Below are 26,617 nucleotides of genomic sequence, written 5' to 3'. Positions count from 1 at the left end.
GGATGAAAATCGCATTCATTGGACTGGGCAATATGGGCGCCCCGATGGCCGCCAATCTGGCAGCAGCCGGGCATGAGGTGGTCGGCCATGACATGGCAGACGTATCGGTCGATGGCGTGACGATGGCCCCGACCGGGGTCGAGGCAGCGTCAGGTGCAGAGGCGGTCATCACCATGCTGCCCAACGGCCAAATCCTGCGCGCCGTGGCGGACGCGATCATCCCGGCCATGACAGAGGGCGCTGTGCTGATCGATTGCTCAACCGTGGATGTCGACAGTGCCCGCGCCGTCGCGCAGCAAGCGGCAAGCGCAGGACTTCAGGCCGTCGACGCTCCGGTGTCGGGCGGCATAGGCGGCGCGGCTGCCGGTACTCTGACCTTCATGGCCGGAGGCTCGGACGACGCCTTCGCCAAGGCCGCCCCCCTCTTTGACATCATGGGCCAGAAGGCCGTGCATTGCGGAGAAGCCGGTGCAGGTCAGGCCGCGAAGATCTGTAACAACATGATCCTCGGCGTCACCATGATTGCCACCTGCGAGGCTTTCGCGCTGGCGGACAAGCTCGGCCTGGATCGGCAAAAGATGTTCGACGTGGTCAGCACGTCCTCTGGCTATAGCTGGACGATGAACGCCTATTGCCCTGCCCCCGGTGTCGGCCCGACAAGCCCGGCAGACAATGGCTACCAACCCGGATTCGCAGCCGAACTGATGCTCAAGGATCTACGGCTCAGCCAACAGGCGGCGGATAGCGCGGATGCCGATACCCCAATGGGTCAGGTAGCTACCGCGCTTTACGAACAGTTTGTCGAGAAAGAAAACGGACTGGGCCAGGATTTCAGCGCAATGCTACCGCGATTTGAGAAACGCACCCGTTCCTAGAACTCGTTGCGGCGGAAAACCGCACAGCTCTGGAAAATCCAGAGGCGCGCCCTTAGGTGATTGGGTATTGTCGACCCGCGACAACACATACATGCCGGAGCGCGCCTTTATGAAATCTCTGATCAACATTTCCATGATTGCTTTGCTCACATTGAGCCCCGCTGTTGCATTGGCCGGGAACGGCAATGGAAAAGGTAAAGGCAAAAACAAATCTAATTTTCAGGTCGAACGGGTCGCGCCGAAATCTGGCGTGGCACGTAGCAATGCCGGACATTGCCCTCCGGGTCTGGCCAAAAAGGCAGTCCCGTGTGTGCCGCCCGGCCAGGCCAAAAAGCTCTATCGGACGGGCGACCGGCTAGATGACTACATTTGGATCGAAGATCCTTATCGCTATGGGCTGCGGCGCGGTGGCAATTATGTGCGCGCGGGCGACTATGTATATAAAATCGATCCCGAAACTCACAAAGTGCTGAACCTCATCGGCGCTGTTGCCGATATCCTGTATTAAGGCCGCTATTCTGCGGCCACTCGCTCGGCATTCAGCATCGGTTTGAGGTAACGCCCGGTGTGGCTGCGTTCGACTGCAACCACATCCTCGGGCGTTCCGACGGCGACGATTTCACCGCCCCCGTCACCGCCCTCAGGGCCGATATCGATAATATGATCCGCCGTTTTCACCACATCCAGATTATGTTCGATCACTACAACCGTATTGCCCTGATCGACCAGTTCATGCAGCACTTCCAACAGCTTGCGCACATCTTCGAAATGCAGCCCCGTGGTCGGTTCATCAAGGATATACAGCGTGCGTCCGGTCGACCGCTTACTGAGCTCCTTCGACAGTTTCACCCGCTGCGCTTCGCCGCCTGACAGAGTGGTCGCCTGCTGACCGACCTTGATATACCCCAGCCCAACCCGCGCCAAAGCATCCATCTTATCCCGGATCGACGGCACGGCCTTAAAGAACTCCTGCGCGTCTTCCACAGTCATATCAAGCACATCCGCGATGGACTTGCCCTTGAACTTGATCTCAAGCGTCTCGCGATTGTAGCGCGCGCCTTTACAAGTTTCGCAGGTGACATAAACGTCGGGCAGAAAATGCATCTCGATCTTGATGACACCGTCGCCCTGACACGCCTCGCACCGGCCGCCCTTGACGTTGAAGCTGAACCGACCGGGTTTGTACCCCCGCGCCTTGGCCTCTGGCAGCCCGGCAAACCAGTCCCGAATCGGCGTGAAAGCCCCGGTGTAAGTCGCTGGATTCGAACGCGGAGTTCGTCCGATGGGTCGCTGATCGATGTCGATCACCTTGTCCAGATGCTCCAGCCCCTTGATCGTCTCGCAGGGCGCTGGTGTCTGCCGCGCCCCGTTCAGGCGCATCGAGGCGGTTTTAAACAGCGTCTCGATCGTCAGAGTCGACTTGCCGCCCCCGGACACGCCGGTCACGCAGACAAACTTACCCAACGGGAATTCAGCCGTCACGTTTTTCAGGTTGTTGCCGGTTGCCTTGACCACCGTAACCTTCTGCTTCTTGCCCTTGCGCCGCTCGGCAGGGACAGCGATCTCGCGTGTACCCGACAGGTATTGGCCGGTTATCGAGGCCGCGTCGCCGGCGATATGCTCGGGCGTGCCATGGCTGACCACCTGCCCGCCATGCACACCTGCACCGGGACCAATGTCAAAGACGTAATCCGCTTCGCGGATGGCTTCTTCGTCATGCTCAACCACAATCACCGTATTGCCCTGATCACGCAGGTTTTTCAGCGTGCCCAACAAACGGTCATTGTCGCGCTGATGCAGACCGATGGACGGCTCGTCCAGCACGTACAGCACCCCCGTCAGGCCCGAGCCGATCTGGCTGGCCAGACGGATACGCTGGCTCTCGCCACCTGACAGGGTACCACTTGAACGGGACAGCGTAAGGTATTCCAGACCCACGTTATTCAGGAACCCGAGGCGTTCACGGATTTCTTTGAGGATGGCCCGTGCGATCTCATTCTTCTGCACGCTCAGATGGTTCGGCGCGTCCTCGACCCAGGCCAGCGCTTCGCGGATCGACATCTGCACCACCTGCCCCACATGCAGACCCGCAATCTTGACGGCCAACGCTTCGGCGCGCAGGCGATAACCCTCGCAGGTGCCGCAGGGGCGATTGTTCTGATAGCGCTCGAACTCTTCACGAATCCAGGCGCTGTCGGTCTCGCGATAACGGCGCTCCATATTGGGAATCACGCCTTCGAAGCTGCGGGTGACCTGATAGACCCGCCCACCCTCGTCATAGCGGAACTGGATTTCCTCATCGCCGGAGCCACGCAGGAAAACCTGCTGCACCTTTTTGGGCAGGCCTTTCCACGGCGTGTTCTTGTCGAACTCGTAGTGCCGCGCGATGGCCTCGATGGTTTGCAGGAAATACGGCGATTTCCCCTTGCGCCACGGCGCCAGCGCCCCGTCATAGAGTTTCAAGGTCTGATCAGGCACCACCAGCCGCTCGTCAAAGAACAGCTCAACCCCAAGCCCGTCACAATCCGGGCAGGCCCCGAAGGGCGCGTTGAACGAGAACAGGCGCGGTTCGATCTCGGGGATGGTGAAGCCACTGACCGGACAGGCAAAATTCTCGCTGAAGGTGATCCGCTCAGGGTCGCCTTCCTTTGGCGCGGTTTCCAGAATGGCGATACCATCGGCCAGATCCAGCGCGGTGCGCAGGCTGTCGGCCAGCCGGGTTTCCATGCCTTCGCGCACCACCAGACGATCTACCACCACATCGATATCGTGGCGGAACTTCTTGTCCAGTGTGGGCGGCGTATCGAGCTCATAGAACTCACCATCCACCTTGACGCGCTGGAACCCCTGCTTACGCAGTTCCAGAAACTCTTTCCGATATTCACCCTTGCGATCACGCACGATGGGGGCCAGCAGATAACCGCGTGTGCCCTCCTCCATCGTCATAATACGGTCGACCATGTCCTGCACCTGCTGTGCTTCGATCGGCTGGCCGGTGGCCGGGCTGTAAGGCGTTCCGGCGCGCGCGAATAGCAGACGCAGATAGTCATAGATCTCGGTAACGGTGCCCACGGTCGAACGCGGGTTCTTCGAGGTGGTCTTCTGTTCGATTGAAATCGCCGGGGACAGGCCGCTGATGTGATCCACATCGGGCTTTTCCATCATGTCCAGAAACTGCCGGGCATAGGCCGACAGGCTTTCGACATAACGGCGCTGGCCTTCGGCATAGATGGTGTCAAACGCCAGCGATGACTTGCCCGAGCCCGACAGGCCGGTGATCACCACCAGCTGATCGCGCGGAATATCCACATCGATGCTTTTGAGGTTATGCTCGCGCGCGCCGCGCACCTCGATATTCTTCAGCTCAGCCATTTCGGCCCCCAACAACCAACGCCTCTCAGAAATAGGCGAGCGACGGTGAGTCTCCAACCATAAAGTTAGAACAAAGTGTGAACAAGCGAATTTTCGGTCAATCCCTCGCTAACCTTCAGATTTGCGCGCGATCGCCCACGCGCAAATCGGAAAGGCAGGATCATTTTCCAGATCATCCGTCTGGGGATCATAGACCGGAGGCCAGTCCGGTTCGAGGTTTCGCAGCGCTGCCTGCCGGTTGCCCCATTGCTCGGCCCGGATTTCAGCGGGATCGAACCCGCATTCGATCAGCAGATTGCGCAAACCGCGCTCGGACCAGCGCGAACAATCATAAGGGGCCGCATGGAACGGGACGAAAAACGGCACGGCCAGCCAGAAATAGCCGCCGGGGCGCAGCATCTCTTGCACGTTTAGCGTCGCCTCGAATGGTCGGTCCAGATGCTCCCAGACCTGATTAGCGAGAACAAGGTCGAACGTCCTCACCTGCCCCCGCTCATCAAGCAGCGGGCCGGTGCAGATGTCATGATCATTGCGCCAGGCCTGCTCATAGCTGCGAAAGCCGAACTGATTGCCCCACGAACCAGAAATTTCGACCGCGTCCAGCTTTGACGGATTCAACTCGCGAATCCACTGACGGCTGCGCCGCGCCATGATCACCCGGTTTAAACTTGTCACTGCAGCCCTCGGTCGTTTTGAAGGCAATACAACATGACATTGCCGACTTGTCAGCGCAGATTTTCGAATTTGTAGGGGAAAATGGCGCGGTTGACGGGGCTCGAACCCGCGACCCCCGGCGTGACAGGCCGGTACTCTAACCAACTGAGCTACAACCGCGCATCTATTTTCGTGGCCTTTATCCTGGACCAAGGACTGCAGCGATGGCGCGGTTGACGGGGCTCGAACCCGCGACCCCCGGCGTGACAGGCCGGTACTCTAACCAACTGAGCTACAACCGCCCGCTGCACGTTCGTTGCTGAACGTTGGGGTGTATTATGGCCACGCTCGGGCAGCGTCAAGCGGCGTTTTGAAGTTTTTTATCTGCATCCTCAAAATTGCTGGATCGACTGCAGTTTTTTCCCTGAAACTACCCTGCTGCGGTTCGTTGCCATACTATGCTGTGATTCACTTCATACGGCCCGAAGTAAGTCAGGTTATTTGAGGCTTATGCATAGTGTATGCTCAAGCCCTTTCAACAAGGCAACATAACGTTGAGTTCGACACTATTTGCCTTGGTGCGGCCCCAATTCTCATTGAGAAACAGGCTGCAACCCATTGCTGAATCTGTTTACAATTCCAAGGGTCAAGATTGAATCTGAGAATCGGCCATAGGATCCTTATTTAGGATGAAGACCCAAATTTGCCTCAAGAAATCCAACGAAATCGTCCGACACGACCTGCTTCGGCACGCGCGTTGAGATGATCTGAGAAAAAGTGACAGTACCGAAGTGAAATGGCAGTAGTTACAGTGAATTACCCGGGTGAAGACCCGACCGGAGACGTTTATGTTGATAGCCTGATCTGGGGAACATCTTGGAATGTAGATACGAACCAGGGCGGCCCGGAAGGTGTCATCACATACTCGTTCGATAATGGAACGCTGGGTAACCGCAAGTTCGCTGGTTATATGAAAGAAGCGGTACGTAAGGCGTTTGAAGTTATCGACAATTACATCCCGGTGACCTTTCAGGAAGTCGGGTTCCTGCGAAGCAATGGCCAACCCAGGCAAGCCAACCTGACTTATGTATTGGAAACAGAAGACGCTTTGGGTGGTTTGGGATATCATCAGGTACCCGGAGACGAGCCATTTTTCGAAGACAGTTTTGGGTTGGGTGCCCTGATCGGGGCATTTGCTGGCGATAGCATATACTTTTCCGAAGAGGGGCTGCAAAAAGGTGGACTCGGCTTTGAGGTGATCATGCACGAAATCCTGCATGGTCTCGGACTTGCGCATCCACATGATAACGGCGGTTCTTCCTCAATCTTTCCGGGTGTTACCAGCAGCACCGGCGACTACGGAACAGATGGGCAGAATCAGGGCGTGTTCACGATCATGTCCTATAACAGCGGCTATCCCACTGAGATCGAACCGATGTACTACGACATCGGCAGTTCCGCGACTCCGATGGCCTTGGACATCGCTGCATTGCAAGCCATTTATGGCTCTAAACAGTTTAACACGGGTGACAACGTTTATAATATCAAAGGCCAAAACCAAGAAGGTGTCGGCTGGCGAGCGATCTGGGATACCGACGGTGAAGATACGATCTCGGCCGAAGGTGTCAGCCGTAAAGTTGTTATCAACCTGAAAGCAGCCGACCTGGGTGGAAGCGACGCGGGTGGCTCACCTTCTTACGCCAAGGGCATTCAGGGCGGATTTACGATCGCAAATGGCGTTATAATCGAGAATGCCATCGGTGGGTCGGGCAATGACCGGATCAAAGGTAACAGCGCCGACAACGAACTGTTCGGGAGGAACGGCGAAGACAAGATCTATGGCCGCGGTGGCGATGACCTCATCAAAGGTCATAACAAGGACGATACGCTATCTGGAGATTTCGGGTCCGACAGGATCTACGGAGGCAATGGCAAAGATACGATTCTAGTAACCGAAGGCGATGGCAACGATCATATTAATGGAGGTGATCACACCGATTGGCTTGTTTTCTCGGGGAATACCTCAATAACTGTCGATCTCGCCCGAACGGACAGACAAGATACCGGTGCCGCTGGTAATGACAAAATCCTGAACATCGAGAATGTCGAAGGCGGTAGCCGATCAGATAACCTAAGCGGCACCAGCGGCGCCAATATATTGCGCGGAGTCCTAGGCAGAGATACACTCCATGGCAAGGGCGGTCGCGACAAACTCTATGGCGGCAATGGAGATGATCTGCTGCAAGGTGGAAGCGGCGCAGACCGCTTGTATGGAGGCAACGACGACGACACTCTGATCGGTAACTCCGGAAAAGACTACCTGTTTGGTGGAAATGGCGCTGATCACTTTGTTTTCAGATCTACAAAAGACAGCGCGCTTCTGAAAACGAAGAATACCGATGTTATCAGGGATTTCGAAGTTGGCGTCGACAAAATTGACCTTAGTGCGATTGACGCAAACAGTGCAACGGAAGACGATGATGCGTTTGTTTTCAATGGTCAGACCCGCACCGGTACGTCCGAAGAAGGCGAAATCTACTTTAAACGGGTGAACAATCCCGGTCAGGACAATGACTATACTCTGGTTATCATCGACACAGATTCCGACAGTTCTGCCGAGATGATGATCCAGTTGAGTGGTCTGCATAATCTAACTGCAGACGATTTCATTCTCTAACTGCCCCCGATTTCTGTGCTTTTGGGGCGCATGTTCGAACACGCGCCCTCGTTCTGTCGGCTCGGAACACAGGATGGCCAGCCACGGTGTGCTAATTTGCTTTCGCCCCCCTTGCGGGCGACCCAAAGTCTCTGTACTAGACGGCCTCATGGGTGATTAGCTCAGTGGTAGAGCGCTTCGTTCACATCGAAGATGTCAGGAGTTCAAATCTCTTATCACCCACCATTCTTTCTTTTTGAATCAAGCGACACCGGTCATCGTCGCCGGCCTCTAGCCACCGATATAGACCCCCGTTTTGGGCCGGTAGAATATCTTCTGATCATGCAGCCTGCCCAAAAGCTCGTGCATTCTGCGGACGAAATCTTCACGAGTCATCCGGTCGTCGCCAGTTTCATCGGGATATTCCAGGGATTTCGAGGCAATCGTCTGTCGCAAGGCCTCTTCAATCAGATCCATATCATCAACCGACAGCTCAAACAGGTCATTATACTGGGGCATCTCGCGTTCTCCTGACATTGGTGAATATTCAGGGTGCTACGAGCAGCATTCGTTTTCCATCTTTTTCAGCAAAGACGAGGAAATGAACTGATGCACAAAGAAAAAGGCGGGGTCAGTGCCCCGCCTTTTCATCTTTTCAATGTGCTGTCGCTGATGGCCCTGTGCCTTCCGCCGCTTTCGCCGCTGCGGCAGCCGCTTCCTCGGCGGCTTCATCCCATTCCACCGGCTCCGGTTCGCGGATCAGGGCGTGCTCCAGAACTTCGGAAACATGTTTTACAACAATGATTTCCAACCCTTCCTTCACGTTATCGGGGATGTCCGCCAGATCCTTCTCGTTCTCTTCAGGAATGAGAACGGTCTTGATCCCACCGCGCAACGCGGCCAGCAGTTTTTCCTTTAATCCGCCGATTGGCATTGCGTTGCCGCGCAGCGAAACCTCACCCGTCATGGCGATGTCCTTGCGCACCGGAATGCCCGTCAGAACCGAGACGATCGACGTCACCATCGCCAGACCGGCGCTGGGGCCATCCTTGGGCGTTGCCCCATCGGGCACGTGCACGTGGATGTCGATCTTGTCGAATTGCGGCGGCTTCACCCCGATCTGGGGCGAGATCGACCGCACATAAGACGAGGCCGCGTCGATGGATTCCTTCATCACATCGCCCAGCTTACCGGTGGTCTTCATCCGCCCTTTGCCGGGCAATTTCAGAGCTTCGATATGCAGCAAGTCACCCCCGACCGAGGTCCAGGCCAGACCGGTGACAACACCGACCTGATCGTCCTGTTCGGCAAGGCCATAGCGGAACTTCGGCACGCCAAGGAATTCATCCAGATTGTCGGGCGTAACAGTGACCTCTTCCGCCTCTTTCTTGATGATCTTGGTCAGCGATTTCCGCGCCACTTTGGCGATTTCGCGTTCAAGGTTCCGCACGCCCGCTTCGCGGGTATAGGTACGGATGATCTTTTGCAGCGCCTCATCGGTCAGCTCAAACTCCTTGGCTTTCAGACCATGGTTCTTGACCTGTTTGTCGATCAGGTGCTGCTTAGCGATCTCGCTCTTTTCCTCTTCGGTGTAACCAGCCAGCGGGATGATCTCCATCCGGTCCAGCAGAGGCCCGGGCATGTTGTAGCTGTTGGAGGTGGTCAGGAACATCACGTTGGACAGGTCATATTCGACCTCCAAATAGTGGTCCATGAACGTGCTGTTCTGTTCCGGATCCAGAACCTCGAGCATTGCCGAGGCCGGGTCGCCACGGAAATCCTGCCCCATCTTGTCGATTTCATCCAACAAGATCAGCGGGTTCGTGGTTTTCGCCTTTTTCAGCGCCTGGATGATCTTGCCGGGCATCGAACCAATATACGTCCGACGGTGTCCACGAATTTCGGATTCGTCGCGCACGCCACCCAGCGAAATACGAATGAACTCACGCCCCGTCGCTTTCGCAACGGATTTACCCAGCGAGGTCTTACCCACGCCCGGAGGGCCAACCAGACACAAGATCGGGCCTTTCAGCTTTTTCGAGCGCTGCTGAACCGCCAGATATTCAACGATCCGTTCCTTGACCTTCTCAAGCCCATAGTGATCGGCGTCCAGAATATCCTGCGCGCGGCCCAGATCCTTTTTGACGCGGGATTTGGTGCCCCATGGCAACGACAGAATCCAGTCCAGATAGTTGCGCACAACGGTCGCTTCGGCCGACATGGGCGACATGTTCTTGAGCTTTTTCAGCTCGCCTTCGGCCTTCTCGCGCGCTTCCTTCGACAGCTTGGTCTCAGTGATCTTGGCTTCCAGTTCGGCAACCTCGTTGCTGCCGTCCTCGCCATCGCCAAGCTCCTTCTGAATGGCTTTCATCTGCTCATTCAGATAGTATTCGCGCTGCGTCTTCTCCATTTGGGATTTGACGCGGGTCTTGATCTTTTTCTCGACCTGCAGAACCGACATTTCGCCCTGCATCAGGCCATAGACCTTCTCAAGCCGCTCGCTGACCGAGAGCGTCTCAAGCAATTCCTGCTTCTGTTCAACCTCGATGCCCAGATGACCTGACACAAGATCCGCCAGTTTCGCGGGCTCGGTTGTCTCGCCTACGGCGGCCAGCGCTTCTTCGGGGATGTTCTTGCGCACTTTGGCATAGCGCTCAAACTCATCCGCAACCGTGCGCAGCAGCGCTTCGGTGGTGGTGACGTCGCCGGGAATTTCGGTCAGATATTCGGCGCGGGCCTCAAAAAACTGATCGTTTTCAAGAAATTCCGTGATCTGCACACGCGCCTGCCCCTCGACAAGCACCTTCACGGTGCCATCGGGCAGTTTCAGCAGTTGCAGCACATTGGCCAGAACGCCCGAGCGGTAGATACCGTCGATTTCGGGATCATCCTCACCGGGATCAATCTGGCTGGACAACAGAATTTGCTTGTCATCCTGCATCACCTCTTCCAGTGCGCGGACCGATTTGTCACGGCCCACGAACAGCGGCACGATCATATGTGGGAACACCACGATATCGCGCAGCGGCAGAACGGGGTATGAGGAATTCAGAGGCTCTTGCATGCTCTATCCTTATCATTGGCAAGACGGCACCGGTCCCTTTTCAAGGCAACCTTCGGCCATCTCCTGTCTTGGACGATAAAGGTGGGGCACCTGTTCCCCTATTTCAACCTTACCGCCATCTGTCGTGAGGCAGCATGACGCGATGATTTAGGGACTGCAAGGCATCGCGCCAACATATCCACCGTTTTTGCAGTTTGTATGCCATACAGACGGTTCCTGAGACACAATCTCGCGCTAGAACACCTTTTGGACGGCGCGTGACAAAAAGAAACCGTGCCCGACCTCGTTTTTGCACTCCAACCCCTTTTTGGACGAGTGGCAGACAAATCCGCCGAACTGTCCGGTGACCCCATAATCCGCGCGGTCAAATCCGTCGCGGGTGCGGACCAAAGGTTGGCACAACATGCGAACCGCACCTTGATTGGTCATGAAGAAATCGTGCCCCCAATCCGAATTGCAGTTCGCCGGCTTGGGCAACGCAGGCGCGCCCGAGCGTTCGAAAATTGTGCAGGTCAGGTCCGAGGTGCCGGGTTCCTCTCCCACAACGCACTGAATGTTTTCCGATGGTGTCTCGAACGTCCAAACATCGGCTTGTACGACGGACGCCAGAAACAATGTTAAGAAAATAGCTGTGAAACGAGGCATTAAGCCCTCCTGAACAAAACAAGAAAATTATTGAAATAAACTGTCGTCAGGATAGCAGAAAACGCGTTGTTTGTCACCGCTCTCAGAGCGGGTCGATATCGCCCTGCGCGCGCTGCGTGTGGAAGTGTGCCTGCCAATCATCGAACGTACCGGCCGCAATCGCGTCGCGCATACCCTGCATGATTTCCTGGAAATAGTGCAGGTTGTGCCAGGTCAGCAACATGCCCGAGATCATCTCGTTCGAGCGGAACACATGATGCAGGTAAGCGCGGGAATAGTTCGAACAAGCCGGACAACTGCATTGCTCATCCAGCGGGCGCGGGTCGTCGGCGTGGCGGGCGTTCTTGATATTGACCACACCGTAGCGCGTGAACACCTGCCCCGTGCGGCCCGAACGCGACGGTAAAACGCAATCCATCATATCCACGCCACGCGCGACGGCGCCGACGATATCATCGGGCTTGCCGACCCCCATCAGATAGCGCGGCCTGTTCTGCGGCAGGAATTCGGGCGCGTAATCGAGGCAATCGAACATCGCCTCCTGCCCCTCGCCCACGGCAAGGCCGCCAATGGCATAGCCTTCGAACCCGATCTGTTTCAGCGCCTCGGCGCTTTCTTCGCGCAGGTCCCGTTCCAACCCGCCCTGCATGATGCCGAACAGCGCATGTCCCGGGCGGTCGCCGAACGCTTCACGCGAACGCTCGGCCCAACGCATTGACAGGCGCATGGATTCCGCGATGCGATCCCGATCCGCAGGCAGCGCCGGGCATTCATCGAAACACATTACGATGTCCGAGCCCAGCAGCCGCTGGATTTCCATCGACCGTTCCGGTGTCAGTTCATGTTTTGACCCATCCACATGAGATTTGAAGGTCACACCCTTCTCGGTCAGTTTTCGCAGACCGGCCAGCGACATCACCTGGAACCCGCCGGAATCCGTCAGGATGGGGCGTTCCCAGTTCATGAACTTGTGCAGCCCCCCCAACCGGTCGATCCGTTCGGCCGTGGGGCGCAGCATCAGGTGATAGGTGTTGCCCAGCAGAATATCCGCCCCGGTGGCGCGCACGCTTTCCGGCATCATCGCCTTGACCGTCGCCGCCGTCCCCACGGGCATGAATGCAGGTGTGCGCACGTCTCCGCGCGGCGTGCTGATCACGCCGGTACGGGCCTTGCCGTCGGTGGCTTTCAGGTCGAAAGAAAATCGCTGAGTCATGATTTCGCCTTGGGTCGCTGAACCGGGCAGGATTTGCCCGATCCGCTGATGCAATGCAACCCGTCAGGGCAGCGAGGCGACGCGCTCGGTAAACAAGCGCACAACCCCTGCCCCATCCACATCGCGACATACCCGAACCGGAGGGCGCGCAGTGTCCGGTCGCGTCGCGCCGATCTCGGGGCCGTCAAGCGCCACGCTCAGGCCGGTGTTGACAGTTTCGAACATCGGCTCATGGGTACAGGCGATCACTGCGGTCGAGTCGTGCAGGCCACACCCCTCAAGCCCGCCAACCTCTTTGTAGAACTTCAGATAGAAGCGTGAGATGTCCCGCAAGAAGCCCCCCATATTCGGCGAGCGTTGGGCCAAAGTCTCAAAATCCGCGGTCTCATAGAGGGTCTTCAGCGTGACATCCAAACCAACCAGCACGGTGGGCGGCGGCGCGGCAAAAACCTCATCCGCCGCTTTGGCATCGTGATAAATGTTCGCTTCGGCGTGCTCGGTGATATTGCCCGGACAGAACACAGCCCCGCCCATGATGACCAGCTTGGCAAGATTGCGCGAAAACTCGGGGTCCAACCGGATCGCGTTTGCGATATTTGTAAGTGGGCCGACTGCACAAACCACCAGCTCTCCGCGATGGGCGCGGGCCATTTCGACCAGAAACTCTTCGGCGGGCAGAGCGTGGTTTTCTCCGATCTCTTCAATATCAGTCAGATCGCCAAAACCTTCAGGACCATGCACATGCTCTGAGGGGGAATGAGTGGTCTCTCCAAGCGCAAATGGCGCACCTTCAGCCACGGGAATGCCCAAACCCAGCTTATCCACCAGAAAGCGCGCGTTGCGGCTGGATTGATGCACATGGGTGTTGCCGAACACGGTGGTCAGGCCGATCAAGTCAATGTCATCGGCGGCGGCGGCATAGGCGATGGCCATTGCATCGTCGATGCCGGGGTCTGTATCGATAATCAGTTTCATCCCTTCCGATACCGCAAACACCAGCGGGATGCAAAGCGGACACAGCAGAGAAAAACTGGCTGACATGAACGCGTTCAAAGACTTGCATTCATACCCGCACAATCCATACCAGAGTTGAAATCGGGCGACTCAATCCCCAAATGTATACCAATGTACACAAATTATGAGGACAGTATGACAGAAGACCAGATTATCGGACTGCTTACATCAAACATCATCTACCTGCTGGCGGCGGCGCTTGTTGCGATTGTCATCTTCAAAGGCATCAAGATCGTACCTCAATCCGAGAAATACGTGGTCGAACGTTTCGGTCGCCTGCATTCGGTACTTGGCCCCGGGATCAACTTTATCGTTCCTTTTCTTGATGTTGCGCGCCACAAGATATCCATCCTTGAACGTCAATTGCCGAATGCAACGCAGGATGCGATTACCAAGGACAACGTGCTGGTGCAGATCGATACATCGGTTTTCTATCGTATTCTTGAGCCTGAAAAGACGGTCTACCGTATCCGCGACGTGGACGGAGCGATTGCCACAACCGTGGCCGGTATTGTCCGCGCCGAGATCGGCAAGATGGACCTGGACGAGGTGCAGTCGAACCGCGCACAACTGATTGAACGCATTCAGGAAAGCGTCGAGACCGCTGTCGATGACTGGGGTATCGAAGTGACCCGCGCCGAGATTCTGGACGTAAACCTGGATCAGGCCACCCGTGATGCCATGCTGCAGCAGCTGAACGCAGAACGTGCCCGCCGCGCGCAGGTGACTGAAGCCGAAGGCCAGAAACGCGCGGTCGAACTGCACGCGGATGCCGAGCTCTATGCCGCGGAACAGACTGCCAAAGCCCGCCGAATCTCGGCTGAGGCCGAAGCTTATGCGACTCAGGTCGTGGCCAAGGCCATTCAGGACAACGGTTTGGAAGCGGCACAGTATCAGGTCGCTCTGAAACAGGTCGAAGCGCTGAACGCGCTGGGCAATGGCACCGGCTCGCAGACCATCGTTGTGCCCGCAAATGCGCTTGAAGCGTTCGGCAATGCCTTTAACATGCTGAAAGGAGGCAAATGATGGCCGATCCCTTCTGGCTGACATGGTGGATCTGGCTGGCCGGGGCGCTTGCGCTGGCCATCCTCGAAGTTGCGTTGCCCGGCTTCATCTTCCTTGGCTTCGCCATCGGCGCGGCCATTACCGGAGTGGTATTGCTGATCCCCGGCCTTGCGCCATCCCTGCCTGTCCTGTTGCTGATCTTTGCGGTTCTTTCACTGGTCGCATGGCTGGTGCTGCGCCGCATGTTTGCGCTACCTCACGGGCAGGTCAAAACGTTCAATCACGATATAAATGATTGACCGGGCGTGGCGCCCGAAACTGGCGCCACGGCCCCTCTGGACGCTGCCCGGCACTTTCCCTATATAATTTCTCAGGTAACAGACCCGAGGCTTAGATGACCCATCCCAGTGAACAGTTCGAAGGCAGCCCTCTGATCGCGCCCTCGACCATCGACCATCCGCTGTACGAAACGGTGGTCGAAGCCTGCCGGACGGTGTTTGACCCCGAGATTCCGGTCAATATCTACGACCTTGGCCTGATCTACACGATCGACATCACCGGCGAGAACGCCGTCAAAGTCATCATGACCCTGACCGCACCCGGCTGCCCTGTCGCTGGTGAAATGCCCGGCTGGATCGTTGAGGCCATCGAGCCGGTGGCAGGCGTCAAGGAAGTCGACGTCGAACTGACATGGGAACCACCCTGGGGCATGGAAATGATGTCGGACGAGGCCCGGCTAGAGCTTGGCTTTATGTAAGCCTCTGCTCTATCCACAATATTCATCGGTTCGTCGCAAAACGATTAATTATCTGTCATCGTTTCGTTTGTTCTTCGACACAAATGACCGGCAGTTTTGCGGCGCAAGCATATGCCGTCCCCGCTGTGCCTGCGCTCCGGGCAATGACTGATGACCGTCCCCCAATGATCTGACCCGGAATTCAGACCGCCCTTGCCCGAGGGCGGTCTTTTTTGCGTCCTATTCGACGCCGCAGGTTGATTTGATCTCGGCGGCGCGTGCGTCCAGTTCCTTGATGTAGTCGCCCGACAACATCTTGAGATGCTTGTTCTCGGTCCCGGTAACCAAGCCCAGCAAGGCACCTGCGGGCAGAATCGAGACCACGCTTTCGACCTGTTGATCCTCGGCATGTTTTTTCTCGGCCGCAATCGCACGCAGATCTCCGGGTGCCGCGGCGCAATTGACCGGATGACGTTTTGTATCATCCGCAGCCATCGCCGGGTAAGCCAAGCCGCAACAAATCATGGCTGCCACTATGGGTTTGATGATCCCGCACCGTTCTGCCATCTGTTCTGACCTCTCACTGTGATATGCCCGCCTCGCCACGCTAAAGGCATGCGACCCCCGGATACAACCCGGATCAGAAAGTGTATTTGCACACGCAATGCCTTGAGCCCGGCGACTGTCGGACTTAGATTAAGGGCAACGCGCGAAAACGGAGCCCACGATGTTTGGCATTCCCGGCAAACAGGCCGTGACCATGACAGAAAAAGCCGCTGAACAGATTGTTCGGCTGATGCAGTCCGGCGGCCATGCCGGTCTGCGCATCGGTGTGAAAAAAGGCGGCTGTGCCGGCATGGAATACACCATGGACTATGTCGATCAGGCCGATCCGAATGACGAGGTGGTCGAACAGGACGGAGCGCGCGTGATGATCGCGCCTATGGCACAGATGTTCCTGTTCGGAACCGAGATCGATTATGAGGTCTCGCTGCTTGAATCCGGGTTCAAGTTCCGTAACCCGAATGTGGTCGATGCCTGCGGCTGCGGTGAATCGATCAAGTTTGATGAAAGCCTGCCGACACGGACCTAAGGCCCTGCCCGGTTGAAACAAGCGATTCTGCTGCGCAACCGAATTGTCAGCCTTTGCCGACAATGATATCCGAACACCAACATACCGAACACGTTGGGAGATTTGGACATGCGGCGGAAGCTGGCGGCTGGAAACTGGAAAATGAACGGAACCGGCCCTGCGCTGAGCGAGCTTGAGGCGCTGGCGGCAAATCACCCTGCCCCGTCGATCGATATTCTGATCTGCCCCCCTGCCACATTGCTGAGCCGTGCTGCGGCCCTGACCGAAGGCAGCGGAATCACCGTGGGCGGTCAGGATTGTCACGCGGCGGACTCGGGCGCGCATACCGGTGATATCAGTGCGAGGATGTTGGTGGATGCCGGGGCAAGCGCGGTTATTCTGGGCCATTCCGAGCGCCGCGAGGATCACGATGAGCAGAACGAAGATGTCCGCGCCAAAGCCCGCGCTGCGATGGATGCCGGTCTGAAGGCGATCATCTGTGTCGGCGAAAGCCTTGAGCAGCGCGAAGCCGCCAACACGCTGGATATCATCGGCGGCCAGATGTCGGGCTCGATCCCGGATCAGTCGACCGGTGAGAACCTGATCGTGGCGTATGAGCCGATCTGGGCCATCGGCACCGGCAAAGTTCCGACGCTGGAAGAGATTGGCGAGGTCCATGATTTCATCCGCGCCCGTCTGGAACGGCGTTTTGGCGAAGGCGTCGGTCGCTCGGTGCGTCTGCTGTATGGCGGATCAGTGAAACCCGGCAATGCCGCCGAGATTTTTGCTGTTTCGAATGTGGACGGAGCCCTGGTGGGCGGCGCAAGCCTGAAGGCCGCCGATTTCTCGGGTATTATTCAGGCGCTCGAGGGCGCCTGATAACCGGCGCTACTCGGCGATATCCTCGGCCCAAAGCTCAGGCTTTTCTTCGATAAAACGCTTCATCAACGCGATACAATCGGGGTCGTTCGCGACAATGACCTCGACCCCGCGACTGCGCAGGAAGTCTTCGTTGCCACCGAAGTTCCGGTTCTCGCCGATCACAACACGCGGGATACCGAATTGAACGATGGTGCCCGCGCACATCATGCAGGGCGACAAAGACGTATAGAGCACCGTATCCCGGTAGGTTTTCTGTCGCCCGGCTTTGCGCAAAGCGTCCATCTCGCCATGCGCAATCGGGTCGCCGCCCTGAACCCTCTGGTTTCGGCCGCGCGCCACCACCTCGCCGCCACGGGCGAGAACCGAGCCGATGGGGCAGCCACCCTCATCAAACCCGGCTTTTGCTTCATCATAAGCGATACGCAGCAGGCGGCTGTCGGTTTCAGTCAGCATCAGGAATGATCCTTGGTTCGGGCGCTCACCAACAGCCTGCCCAATGTCGCCCATACCGTCAACGGATCAGGCCAGCTTCATGGTCACGATCCCTGCAATGATCAGCAGAGCCGCCAGAATACGCATCGGCGTCAACGCTTCGCCCAAAAGCGTGACCCCCACCACGAAAGCCCCCACAGCACCGATGCCCACCCAGATGGTGTAGGCGGTGCTGAGCGGCAGGTCCCGCATCGCCAGAGCCAGCAACCCGAATGACCCGATCATGGACACACCCATGATCGCAGTGGGCAAAAGCCGCGTGAATCCAGCGGATTGCTTCATCGCACCCGCCCAGACAACTTCAAGAATTCCGGCAATAAGCAGCATGATCAATGCCATGAGATGACCCCTTGTCATTGCGGGTCGTCCCGCATGAACTGCCCGTGTTGGGGAGGTCGTCCTCTGCGCTTCAGATAAGCATCCGCGCGGCCGTTTCAAGGCATGAAAATGCCGGGCAGTTGCAACCACCCGGCGATACGGGTCAAGCCCGCTAGTTGGTTATGATTTCCGGCCCCATGAAGGTGTTGGGCAGGAAGGTCGATATCCACGGGATGTACGTCACCATGATCAGGAAGACGAACAGCACGGCCAGGAACGGCAGCGCCGCCTTTACCACGCTCATCATCGGCATCCCCGCCACGCCCGAGGTCACGAACAGGTTCAACCCGACCGGAGGCGTGATCATCCCGATCTCCATATTCACCACCATGATGATGCCCAGGTGGATCGGGTCGATGCCCAGTTCGATGGCGATTGGGAAAACCAGAGGTGCTACGATGACCAGCAGGCCCGAAGGCTCCATGAACTGGCCGCCGATCAGCAGGATCACGTTGACCACGATCAGGAAAGTGACCGGCCCCAGACCCGCCGACAGCATGGCGCTGGCGATATGCTGGGGTACCTGTTCATCGGTCAGCACGTGCTTCAGGATCAGCGCGTTGGCGATGACGAACAGCAGCGTGACGGTCAGTTTCCCGGCCTCAAACAGCGTGTGCTTGGTGTCCGGGTGGAAGAAGGCCGTGACCAGCGCATAGGGCTTCTTAAGCAGCGAGATATTCTGCGCATCGCCTTCGGTGCTGAGCGGCCCCATGTCCTTGTAGACAAAGCTGGCAATCAGGAAGGCATAGACAGCGGCCACCGCGGCGGCCTCGGTCGGGGTGAAGATACCACCGTAGATTCCGCCCAGAATGATCACGATCAGGAACAGGCCCCAACCGGCCTCGCGGGCCGAGGTAAAGACCTCGCCCCAGCCTTTCCATTCGCCTTTCGGCAGGTTCTTGACTTTGGCCATGACGTAGATGGTGATCATCAGCATCAGACCGGCCATCAGACCCGGGATCACACCCGCCAGGAACATCCGCCCGACCGAGACCTCGACAGCGGCGGCATAAACCACCATCACAATCGAGGGCGGGATCAGGATACCCAGCGTACCGGCGTTACAGATCACACCAGCAGCGAATTCCTTGGAATAGCCCACCTGCCGCATCCCGGCGATGACGATTGACCCGATGGCCACCACGGTTGCCGGGGACGAGCCAGACAGTGCTGCGAACAGCATACAGGCGAACACGCCCGCAATCGCCAGACCACCGGGCAGATGCCCCACGCAGGCAATCGAGAACCGGATGATCCGCCGCGCCACCCCGCCGGTCGTCATGAAGGACGAGGCCAGAATGAAGAACGGAATCGCCAGCAGGGTAAAGTGGCCCTCGAACGCTTCGAAAAGCGTGCCCGCGACCGAGGCCAGAGAGCTGTCGGAATAAATCAGCAGGAACAGAGTTGAACTGAGGCCAAGGGAAACCGCAATCGGAACACCGATCAGCAGCAGGCCAACAACCATCGAAAACAGAAGTACGACGTCCATCAGTCATGCTCCCCCTGTTGGGCGCGGACCTCTTCGATCTCGTCCTCGACCTCGTGACTGGCGACAAGACGATCCGCCTCACCGCGCCAGATTTGCACTCCGACCTGCGTAAAGCGGATCACGAGCAACAGCATGGAAACGGGCAACACCAGATAGGGAACCACCTTGGGCAGTTTCTCGTACCCTTCGCCATAGTTGATCAGGTCTTCCAGAAACCGCAGCGGCGCGACCATGGGAATGTCATCGACTTCATAAAAGCTCTGGCTGCGTGCGCTCATGTCGAAGCCGGTCGGAAACCAGCGGCCCGAGGTGGGCGGCAGGTCGGCAAACACGGCCCAATAGTCATACGAGCCCTTCAGCAGCAGCAGCGAAAACACCAGACAGCATCCAACCGCGATCAGCGCCAGTATCCGGCGCGGCGCTGGGGCCAGCATGTTCAGGATCGCATCTACCCCCAGATGCGCGTGTTTCTTCACCGCATAAGAGGCCCCCAGAAGCACAAGCCAGCCGAAGGTGAAAACCGTCAGCTCCAACGCCCACAAAATATTGGAATTGAACACAAATCGCGCGATCACGTTGGCAAAGGTGATGATCGTCATCAGCCCCAACAGCAGCGCAATCAATGTCTCTTCGATTTGGTCGGCCAGCCCGCTTGGGCCGGGTTTCGCACCAGACATTTCTCTGTCCCCGCATTTTCTTGATGAGAGTATTAGGTTGGCGGGCCTTTGAACGGCCCGCCCGGCACGCGCGTCGATAACTCCCCAGTCCCCGGACGCGCAGCCTGATGTCCGGGATCAGAACCCGGCGTTGATCGCCTGAGCGGCGTCAATCTTGTCCTGCCCGACGTCGTCGGCGAACTTGTCCCAAACAGGCTTCATCGCATCGACCCAGGCCTGACGCTGTTCCGGATTCAGGTCACGGATGATACCGCCCGCATCGGTGATCGAGGCTTTGGCCGCTTCGTTCACAGCAAAGGCTTCCTTGTTCCGGGTCTCGGTCACTTCGGCCAGAATGGTCAGGAACTGATCGCGCACTTCCGGGTCCAGGCTGTCCAGCCAGTCGACCGATGTCACGACCAGATAGTCGATGATGCCGTGATTGGTCTCGGTGATGCCGTCCTGCACCTCGAAGAACTTCTTGCCGTAGATGTTCGACCAGGTGTTTTCCTGCCCGTCCACAACGCCCTGCTGCAGCGCGCCATAGACTTCCGAGAAGGCCATTTTCTGCGGGCTGCCACCGATGGCTTCCATCTGCGCCACCAGCACGTCGCTGGATTGCACGCGGAACTTCAGACCCTCGGCATCCGCCGGATCGACCAGAGGCTTGTTCGCCGACATCTGCTTCATACCGTTGTGCCAAAAGGCCAGACCCTGCAGGCCACGTCGCTGCATGCTGTCCTTCATCGCCTGACCTTCAGCCGAAGCCTGGAACGCGTCCACTGCGTCAATGTTCTTGAACATGAACGGCAGATCAAACAGGCGGAACTGCTTGGTGAACTTTTCGAACTTCGATAGCGACGGCGCGGCCAGTTGCACGTCGCCCTGCAACATCGCCTCTAGCACCTTGTCGTCGTTGTAAAGGGTCGAGTTCGGATAGACTTCCACGCACATCACGCCGTTCATCTCGTCATTGACGCGCTGCTCCAGCAGCGAGGCGGCGATGCCCTTGGGGTGTTTGTCGGAATTGGTCACATGCGCGAACTTGACCACGATCTCGCCATCGTCACAGGCGGCCATGCCTGCAGTGGCGGTCACAGTAAGCGCAAGCGCGGTTGCGGCTGTTGCCAGGAATTTCATCGGTTTCGTCCTCCCAGACTTCCTTGAGACTTCCATCAGGCGCCCATTCAGCGCCATCTGCACCGCAGTGAAGCGAATCGCCGCCACTCGCTCAACGTTTTGTTTCTGTGGTTATGATATCTCAAATTATCTATATATTACTGGCGCTTAAGTGACGTTTCCGCAGACAGCATCCTTGCATCACTCCAACTCTGTGCGAATTCCCGCACATCGCGGATCGATCCTGTGCGGATTTCCGCACACTCACGAATCATCCTGACCGAATCGTACGACCTGACCTGACACGCGACCGCAGCCCGCCTAAGGCGGACTGCCCGGCCCAACTGTTTTGACTGCATGATAATGCTGGCAAAACAGGCGGGAGCGCTTGTTAACGACGATAATCCTCGGGGCGAATCTGATAGCGTGCCAGTTTGTCATAGAATGTCTTGCGCGGCAGTTTCAGCGCCTTTGCCGCATCCGCCGCTTTGCCATTGTGACGTCCCAGCGCCGCAATCAACAGGGAACGCTCGACCCGCGCAAGCTGCTCGTTCAGTCCCAGATCAGCGGCCTCGGTCACCTCATCCGGCATCCCCAGAACAAACCGCATGGCGGCCGACATCAAAGACCGGGCGTTTCCCGGCCATTCCTGCGCCATCAACGAGGCAAGATGCTCTGGCGTCACCTCAGGAACGGCGAGCCCGGCCTGTTCCGCCGCCTGCGCAACATAGTGCCGGAAGATGACCGGAATATCCTCGGGCCGTTCCGACAAGGACGGAATGCGCACGCGCATTACATCCAGACGATAGAACAAATCCGCATTGAATCGTCCCTGCGCCGAAAGCTGGGACAGGTCTGCCGTCGTTCCTGCAATGATCCGCGCGTCCGCGCCCTGCTCGATCAGTTCCAGCGCCGCATATTGCGTGGCGTCAGACATGGCCGAGACCTCATCCAGAAACAACGACCCGCCCGACGCGTCTTCACAGCTTTGCCGCAGCTCCTCCGCCGACAATCCCGAAGCCGGCCGTTTGACAAACGGTCCCTGCCCGACCGGCGACATCAGGTGCACGACTTCCGCCACCTTCGAAATCCCACTACCTGCCGGTCCGGTCACTAATACCTCGGCCCGGGTTGGGGCGACGACACGCACCCGTTCACGCAACGCTTCAGCCTGATCCGACAGTCCGAACAACATCCGCGCAGCAGGATCACCGCGTTCAAGCTCGCTTTTCTGTTGGCGCAACGACAGGATTTCGGCACGTGCCGCAATTGCCCGCTCGAGTACCGCCAACAGATCAGCAGCGGCACAGGGTTTTTCCAGAAAATCAAAAGCACCCAGCCCCATTGCCTGAACGGCCATGGGAATATCCCCTTCGCCGGTCAGCAATACCACCGGCAATTCAGGATCAACCTCGCGCGCATAGTTGAGCAGATGAAACCCGTCACGCCCCGGCATTCGGATATCCGAGACGATCACGCCGTCAAAATCACGCCGAATATGATCCTTGGCCGCCACAAAGGACCCTGCGGTCATGGGGTCATACTCGGCCAGTTCCAGCGTTTGAGCCAAAGCTTCGCGCACAGCAGAATCATCATCCACCAAAAGAACCTTACGGATCATGTCGCCTTGTCCTCGTCATAGGGTTCCAGTTCGACCGTGAACTCGGCGCCATCTTCGGTGTTCGCGCCCCGGATGTCGCCTCCGAAACTTTGCACCAAGCCATAAGAGATAGACAGGCCCAGCCCCATACCTTCCGAGCTTCCAACCATCTTGGTGGTGTAAAACGGCTCGAATACACGATCCGGATCTTCGATGCCCGGCCCGGTATCGCGCACCGATACGCGAATTCGTTCGCCTTCGATCAGACGGATCGATATCCGGCGGTTCGGCTGATCCATCATCGCATCCGCCGCGTTGTTGATCAGGTTGACGAAAACCTGACCAAGGCGCACCTCGCCGCCCCACGCATAGACCGCCGAAACCGGCGGCGACCAATCCAGGGCCACATCCTCGGCGCGCAACCGCGTTTCGGTCAGTTCCACGGCGGTGTTCAACACCTGTACCAGATCAACCTTGCCCATCGGCTCGCTTTCGTTCCGGGCAAACGCGCGCAGGTTCTTGATGATCCGCGCCATACGCGCCGCCATGTCCGAGATACGGCCCAGGTTCTCACCTGCCCGCTCTCCCTTCCCCCTCTCCAGAAAGGCTGATCCATTATCAGCAAACTGACGGATCGCCATCAGAGGCTGGTTCAGTTCATGACTGATCCCGGCGGACATCTTTCCAAGCGCGCTCAACTTTCCCGCCTGCACCAGATCCGCCTGCGCCTGCTTCAGGGCCGCTTCTGCCTCTTGCCGTTCGATCACTTCCCGTTTCAACGCCGTGTTTGCCGCCGTCAACGCACGCGTACGTTGCGCCACGCGGCTTTCCAGCACTGTATTGGCCTCGGCCAATGTTCTGCGCCGTTCCGAGGCAAGGAACAACAGCGCACCAAAAGCAAAGCAGATCGCAGCCACTGCCGCCGCCTGCAAGCCTGCCAGACGCCGTGCCGGAGCGACATCGACCAGAACCTCGGCGCTCATATCGATCACGGGCAGCGTGAGCGTCAGATGCAATGCCCGGCGCGGGAAATAGCGTCCCCATCCCAGCCGCCACACCTCATGCCCGCCAACCCGTGATGAGGCAAAATCGACGGTTTGTCCGTCCGGAGGTATCAGCCCCGCCTGCCCGTCGATGCGCTGCCAAAACAGCAGATCCGAGCGGTTCGAGATAAAGACGACCCCGTTGCCATCAATGAAAAAAACGGCTTCGGTACTGCCGCGCCAGGTCTGCTCGACATCCTGAACATCGGCCACCACCATCAGCCCACCCTCTACCTGTCCCGCAGGCCCGAATGTCGGAGCCACATAGGAATAGATGCGATCACCGCTGTCCGGCATGACCCCATGCGCACTGCCCAACGCCCCCTGCATGGCGCGCTCGAAGGCAGGATGACCGGTCATATCCGGTTGCGCGACAGGCTGCGCCGAGGCCAGAACCCGGCCATCCGGGGCCAGATAGATCACGTTGACCGCCGCGGTCTTGTCCGCCACATCCAACAGAACCGATTGCGCGGTCTGTATCTGTGTCGAGGTCTCAAGTTCACGCAAAGCCGGATGATCCGCCATCAACGCCGCAACCTCTTGATACACCTGCATCTGAGTGCTCAATCGGTCGGCCGCCAGCTCCAGGTCAGCCTCAGCCTGCTGGCTGAGTTGAGTCAGCGCCTGACGATAGCCGTAGGTCCAGACTGCCGCCGACAACAAGGCAACCGCACACAGAAATCCAGCAATGATCCAAACCCGTTGCATGTCTTAGGGTCTTGCATTCGCAGCGACCCGTGGCAAGTGTGCAGCGCATGAAGACACTGTCCCAATCCCCGACGCAGCCCGGTTTTGTACAAAACCCCTACCCGTTCTACGACACCGCCCGTGCGTTCGGTGATCTGATCTTCTGGGAGGACTACGGCATGGTTGCTGCGGTCTCCCACCGCGCGGTACAGGCGTTGTTGAAAGATCGCCGCTTTGGGCGCGAAATCCCGCCCGAACTTGCACAGCCCGGCCCGGATCACCTCGCCCCGTGGCTCGCGGTCGAGGCGCATTCGATGCTCGAGCTCGAACCGCCCCGCCACACACGGCTGCGCGCGCTGGTGCTTCGCGCCTTTACCTCACGCGCCATCGCGGCGCTTGCACCTGCGATCGAAACATTGTGCCATGACCTGATCGACCGGTTTCCGAACGCGCCTTTCGACCTTCTGCAGGCCTATTGCACGCAAGTCCCCGTAATCACCATCTGCCGCCTGCTGGGGGTGCCGTCGGAAATGGCGCCGCAGCTACTGAAGTGGTCTCACGCAATGGTGGCCATGTATCAGGCCAACCGCACGCGTCAGACCGAAGACGCCGCCGCCAATGCGTCAACAGAGTTTACGCGCTTTCTGGAAAGCTATATCGAGATACGCCGCAAAGACCCGCGCGATGATCTGATCACTCGTTTGATTGCCGCCGAGGAAGATGGCGAAAAACTCTCTCGCGAAGAACTGATCACCACCTGCATCCTGCTGCTCAACGCCGGTCATGAGGCGACCGTCCATGCCATCGGCAACGGCGCAAAAACGATTCTGGAAACCGGTACGCAGGAACAGGTCAAATCCGCCCAAACCATCGACACAGCGGTCGAGGAAATCCTGCGCTTCGACCCACCTCTGCATATGTTCACGCGCTATGCATATGAAGATGTCGAGGTCTTGGGTCACCGGTTCAGTCGTGGAGACCAAGTCGCCCTGCTGCTAGGTGCCGCCAATCAGGACCCGGCGGTTTGGCGCAGCCCAAACACCTTTGACCCGACCCGTCCGATCTCTGCCAATACCAGCTTCGGCGGTGGCCTGCATTTCTGCGTCGGCGCACCGCTGGCGCGCCTGGAAATGAAGATTGCGCTGCCAATCCTGTTCAACCGCTGCCCGAATCTTACCCTCGCGGACAAACCAAGCTATTCCGACAGCTATCATTTTCATGGGCTGACCGACCTGACCGTACGTCTTTAAGAAGCTCGCATCGCGCCTGCCGCGCAATGTCTGTGGCAGAAGTAGTTAAGGCCAGATGAAGAACGGATCCCCTGCTTCATCTGGCTAAAAATATCTCGGGGGAGTCGCGGCTTGCCGCGGCGGAGGCAGAGCCCCCTCGCCGTTGCCAATCAAGCGGTGCCCGCAGAATTCAATGGCAACATTGTGGTCGACTTGAGCTCTTCCATCGAAAGCAGCGCGGTGACATTGTGAACACGTACCTCTGAAATCAGCGCCTGATAAAACGCATCATAAGCGCGGGCGTTTTTGACGCGGACCTTCAGGATATAATCGATGTCGCCTGCCAGCCGATGCGCCTCTTGCACTTCGGGCCGGTCGCGCAGGGCCTTCAGGAACAGTTTTTGCCACTCGGCCTCATGCTCAGAGGTCCGGATCAGCACAAAGAAAGTTGCCTCAAAACCAAGGGATTCGGCATCCAGCAGAACGGTCTGCTGGCCGATAACTCCGGCTCCTTTCAGTTTGCGAATGCGATTCCAGACCGGGGTCTTCGAACTGCCGACACGGGCCGCGATTTCGTCGAGTGATTGGCTGGCGTCCCGCTGCAGCTCAGCCAGAATTTTCCTATCCGTGTCATCTATACGCACCGACATTCCACTTTTTCCCTCTATTCAGAACAGGGGTTCCAATTGCACCGCCAGCCAAAACAAACGTCCTTATTTGTCGCGGGATATGGCGC

25 protein-coding genes and 3 tRNA genes are annotated in these 26,617 nt (G+C 57.8%); 10 read left to right on the top strand and 18 right to left on the bottom strand.

The window, feature by feature from the left end; translation table 11 throughout:
* Positions 1 to 2 precede the first annotated feature (2 nt).
* Positions 3 to 875 (top strand): 3-hydroxyisobutyrate dehydrogenase, encoded by an 873-nt coding sequence (mmsB, locus tag ACR3E4_RS15825; protein WP_480532615.1) that lies wholly within the window; start codon positions 3 to 5, stop codon positions 873 to 875.
* Positions 876 to 942: 67 nt separating this feature from the next.
* Complete coding sequence (locus tag ACR3E4_RS15820; RefSeq protein WP_480532617.1) at positions 943 to 1,383, top strand: hypothetical protein; 441 nt, start codon at positions 943 to 945, stop codon at positions 1,381 to 1,383.
* 5 nt (positions 1,384 to 1,388) lie between these two features.
* Here ACR3E4_RS15820 and uvrA read toward each other — a convergent pair whose 3' ends face one another.
* The 4 genes from uvrA to ACR3E4_RS15800 all read right to left on the bottom strand — a co-directional run bounded on the left by uvrA (position 1,389) and on the right by ACR3E4_RS15800 (position 5,203).
* The gene (uvrA, locus tag ACR3E4_RS15815; RefSeq protein WP_480532619.1) at positions 1,389 to 4,247 is read right to left on the bottom strand and encodes an excinuclease ABC subunit UvrA; all 2,859 of its coding nucleotides are present in this window, start codon (positions 4,245 to 4,247) and stop codon (positions 1,389 to 1,391) included.
* 108 nt (positions 4,248 to 4,355) lie between these two features.
* Entirely contained in the window at positions 4,356 to 4,922 is a 567-nt protein-coding gene (locus ACR3E4_RS15810) for a methyltransferase domain-containing protein (protein ID WP_480532621.1), read from the bottom strand.
* Positions 4,923 to 5,004: 82 nt separating this feature from the next.
* A tRNA-Asp gene (locus ACR3E4_RS15805) sits at positions 5,005 to 5,081 on the bottom strand.
* Positions 5,082 to 5,126: 45 nt separating this feature from the next.
* Positions 5,127 to 5,203 (bottom strand) — tRNA-Asp (locus tag ACR3E4_RS15800).
* 494 nt (positions 5,204 to 5,697) lie between these two features.
* Between ACR3E4_RS15800 and ACR3E4_RS15795 the strand changes: the two genes are divergently transcribed.
* A complete protein-coding gene (locus ACR3E4_RS15795) occupies positions 5,698 to 7,578 on the top strand; it encodes a M10 family metallopeptidase C-terminal domain-containing protein (RefSeq protein WP_480532623.1) in 1,881 nt (626 codons plus the stop codon).
* A 150-nt stretch (positions 7,579 to 7,728) separates the two neighbouring features.
* A tRNA-Val gene (locus ACR3E4_RS15790) sits at positions 7,729 to 7,803 on the top strand.
* A 45-nt stretch (positions 7,804 to 7,848) separates the two neighbouring features.
* On the opposite strand, the gene ACR3E4_RS15785 is transcribed toward ACR3E4_RS15790, so the two are convergent.
* The 5 genes from ACR3E4_RS15785 to ACR3E4_RS15765 all read right to left on the bottom strand — a co-directional run bounded on the left by ACR3E4_RS15785 (position 7,849) and on the right by ACR3E4_RS15765 (position 13,454).
* A complete protein-coding gene (locus ACR3E4_RS15785) occupies positions 7,849 to 8,076 on the bottom strand; it encodes a hypothetical protein (protein WP_480532625.1) in 228 nt (75 codons plus the stop codon).
* A gap of 136 nt (positions 8,077 to 8,212) precedes the next feature.
* Positions 8,213 to 10,621, bottom strand: a complete 2,409-nt coding sequence (lon, locus tag ACR3E4_RS15780) for an endopeptidase La (RefSeq protein ID WP_480532627.1) — start codon at positions 10,619 to 10,621, stop codon at positions 8,213 to 8,215.
* Between the two features lie 234 nt (positions 10,622 to 10,855).
* Positions 10,856 to 11,266, bottom strand: coding sequence for a DUF6636 domain-containing protein (locus tag ACR3E4_RS15775; RefSeq protein ID WP_480532629.1), 411 nt, complete (start codon positions 11,264 to 11,266; stop codon positions 10,856 to 10,858).
* 82 nt (positions 11,267 to 11,348) lie between these two features.
* On the bottom strand, positions 11,349 to 12,479 hold the full coding sequence (gene tgt / locus ACR3E4_RS15770) for a tRNA guanosine(34) transglycosylase Tgt (protein WP_480532631.1): 1,131 nt from the start codon (positions 12,477 to 12,479) through the stop codon (positions 11,349 to 11,351).
* A 63-nt stretch (positions 12,480 to 12,542) separates the two neighbouring features.
* Positions 12,543 to 13,454: a nucleoside hydrolase gene (locus ACR3E4_RS15765; protein WP_480533138.1), complete on the bottom strand. Its 912-nt coding sequence runs from the start codon at positions 13,452 to 13,454 to the stop codon at positions 12,543 to 12,545.
* 174 nt (positions 13,455 to 13,628) lie between these two features.
* Here ACR3E4_RS15765 and ACR3E4_RS15760 point away from each other — a divergent pair, with 174 nt between their 5' ends.
* From ACR3E4_RS15760 to ACR3E4_RS15750, 3 genes are all read left to right on the top strand, one after another.
* A complete protein-coding gene (locus ACR3E4_RS15760; RefSeq protein ID WP_480532633.1) occupies positions 13,629 to 14,519 on the top strand; it encodes an SPFH domain-containing protein in 891 nt (296 codons plus the stop codon).
* Positions 14,519 to 14,797, top strand: coding sequence for an NfeD family protein (locus ACR3E4_RS15755; protein WP_480532635.1), 279 nt, complete (start codon positions 14,519 to 14,521; stop codon positions 14,795 to 14,797). Before ACR3E4_RS15760 ends, ACR3E4_RS15755 begins: the two co-directional genes overlap by 1 nt.
* A 95-nt stretch (positions 14,798 to 14,892) precedes the next feature.
* Positions 14,893 to 15,255: an SUF system Fe-S cluster assembly protein gene (locus tag ACR3E4_RS15750; protein ID WP_480532637.1), complete on the top strand. Its 363-nt coding sequence runs from the start codon at positions 14,893 to 14,895 to the stop codon at positions 15,253 to 15,255.
* 219 nt (positions 15,256 to 15,474) lie between these two features.
* On the opposite strand, the gene ACR3E4_RS15745 is transcribed toward ACR3E4_RS15750, so the two are convergent.
* Complete coding sequence (locus ACR3E4_RS15745) at positions 15,475 to 15,801, bottom strand: hypothetical protein (RefSeq protein ID WP_480532639.1); 327 nt, start codon at positions 15,799 to 15,801, stop codon at positions 15,475 to 15,477.
* Positions 15,802 to 15,961: 160 nt separating this feature from the next.
* Between ACR3E4_RS15745 and ACR3E4_RS15740 the strand changes: the two genes are divergently transcribed.
* The gene (locus ACR3E4_RS15740) at positions 15,962 to 16,327 is read left to right on the top strand and encodes a HesB/IscA family protein (RefSeq protein ID WP_480532641.1); all 366 of its coding nucleotides are present in this window, start codon (positions 15,962 to 15,964) and stop codon (positions 16,325 to 16,327) included.
* A 108-nt stretch (positions 16,328 to 16,435) separates the two neighbouring features.
* Complete coding sequence (tpiA, locus tag ACR3E4_RS15735) at positions 16,436 to 17,185, top strand: triose-phosphate isomerase (protein ID WP_480532643.1); 750 nt, start codon at positions 16,436 to 16,438, stop codon at positions 17,183 to 17,185.
* A 9-nt stretch (positions 17,186 to 17,194) separates the two neighbouring features.
* Here the strand turns inward: tpiA and ACR3E4_RS15730 are convergent, their stop codons facing one another.
* The 7 genes from ACR3E4_RS15730 to ACR3E4_RS15700 all read right to left on the bottom strand — a co-directional run bounded on the left by ACR3E4_RS15730 (position 17,195) and on the right by ACR3E4_RS15700 (position 24,673).
* The gene (locus ACR3E4_RS15730; protein WP_480532645.1) at positions 17,195 to 17,641 is read right to left on the bottom strand and encodes a nucleoside deaminase; all 447 of its coding nucleotides are present in this window, start codon (positions 17,639 to 17,641) and stop codon (positions 17,195 to 17,197) included.
* Between the two features lie 66 nt (positions 17,642 to 17,707).
* Positions 17,708 to 18,019 (bottom strand): DMT family transporter, encoded by a 312-nt coding sequence (locus ACR3E4_RS15725; RefSeq protein ID WP_480532647.1) that lies wholly within the window; start codon positions 18,017 to 18,019, stop codon positions 17,708 to 17,710.
* Between the two features lie 151 nt (positions 18,020 to 18,170).
* Positions 18,171 to 19,547, bottom strand: a complete 1,377-nt coding sequence (locus tag ACR3E4_RS15720) for a TRAP transporter large permease (protein ID WP_480532649.1) — start codon at positions 19,545 to 19,547, stop codon at positions 18,171 to 18,173.
* The gene (locus tag ACR3E4_RS15715; protein WP_480532651.1) at positions 19,547 to 20,224 is read right to left on the bottom strand and encodes a TRAP transporter small permease; all 678 of its coding nucleotides are present in this window, start codon (positions 20,222 to 20,224) and stop codon (positions 19,547 to 19,549) included. Before ACR3E4_RS15715 ends, ACR3E4_RS15720 begins: the two co-directional genes overlap by 1 nt.
* A 117-nt stretch (positions 20,225 to 20,341) precedes the next feature.
* A complete protein-coding gene (locus tag ACR3E4_RS15710; RefSeq protein ID WP_480532653.1) occupies positions 20,342 to 21,343 on the bottom strand; it encodes a DctP family TRAP transporter solute-binding subunit in 1,002 nt (333 codons plus the stop codon).
* Positions 21,344 to 21,713: 370 nt separating this feature from the next.
* Entirely contained in the window at positions 21,714 to 22,943 is a 1,230-nt protein-coding gene (locus ACR3E4_RS15705; protein ID WP_480532655.1) for a sigma-54-dependent transcriptional regulator, read from the bottom strand.
* Positions 22,940 to 24,673: a sensor histidine kinase gene (locus ACR3E4_RS15700; RefSeq protein ID WP_480532657.1), complete on the bottom strand. Its 1,734-nt coding sequence runs from the start codon at positions 24,671 to 24,673 to the stop codon at positions 22,940 to 22,942. The genes ACR3E4_RS15705 and ACR3E4_RS15700 overlap by 4 nt, the downstream gene beginning before the upstream one ends.
* A gap of 47 nt (positions 24,674 to 24,720) precedes the next feature.
* Here ACR3E4_RS15700 and ACR3E4_RS15695 point away from each other — a divergent pair, with 47 nt between their 5' ends.
* Positions 24,721 to 25,902: a cytochrome P450 gene (locus ACR3E4_RS15695; RefSeq protein WP_480532659.1), complete on the top strand. Its 1,182-nt coding sequence runs from the start codon at positions 24,721 to 24,723 to the stop codon at positions 25,900 to 25,902.
* A gap of 149 nt (positions 25,903 to 26,051) precedes the next feature.
* On the opposite strand, the gene ACR3E4_RS15690 is transcribed toward ACR3E4_RS15695, so the two are convergent.
* Positions 26,052 to 26,531: an Lrp/AsnC family transcriptional regulator gene (locus ACR3E4_RS15690; protein ID WP_480532661.1), complete on the bottom strand. Its 480-nt coding sequence runs from the start codon at positions 26,529 to 26,531 to the stop codon at positions 26,052 to 26,054.
* Between the last annotated feature and the right edge of the window lie 86 nt (positions 26,532 to 26,617).

The organism is Ruegeria sp. AP11, from assembly GCF_056535865.1.
The sequence above is the reverse complement of the archived record's forward strand: the minus strand, read 5'-3'. Positions and strand labels throughout refer to the sequence as shown.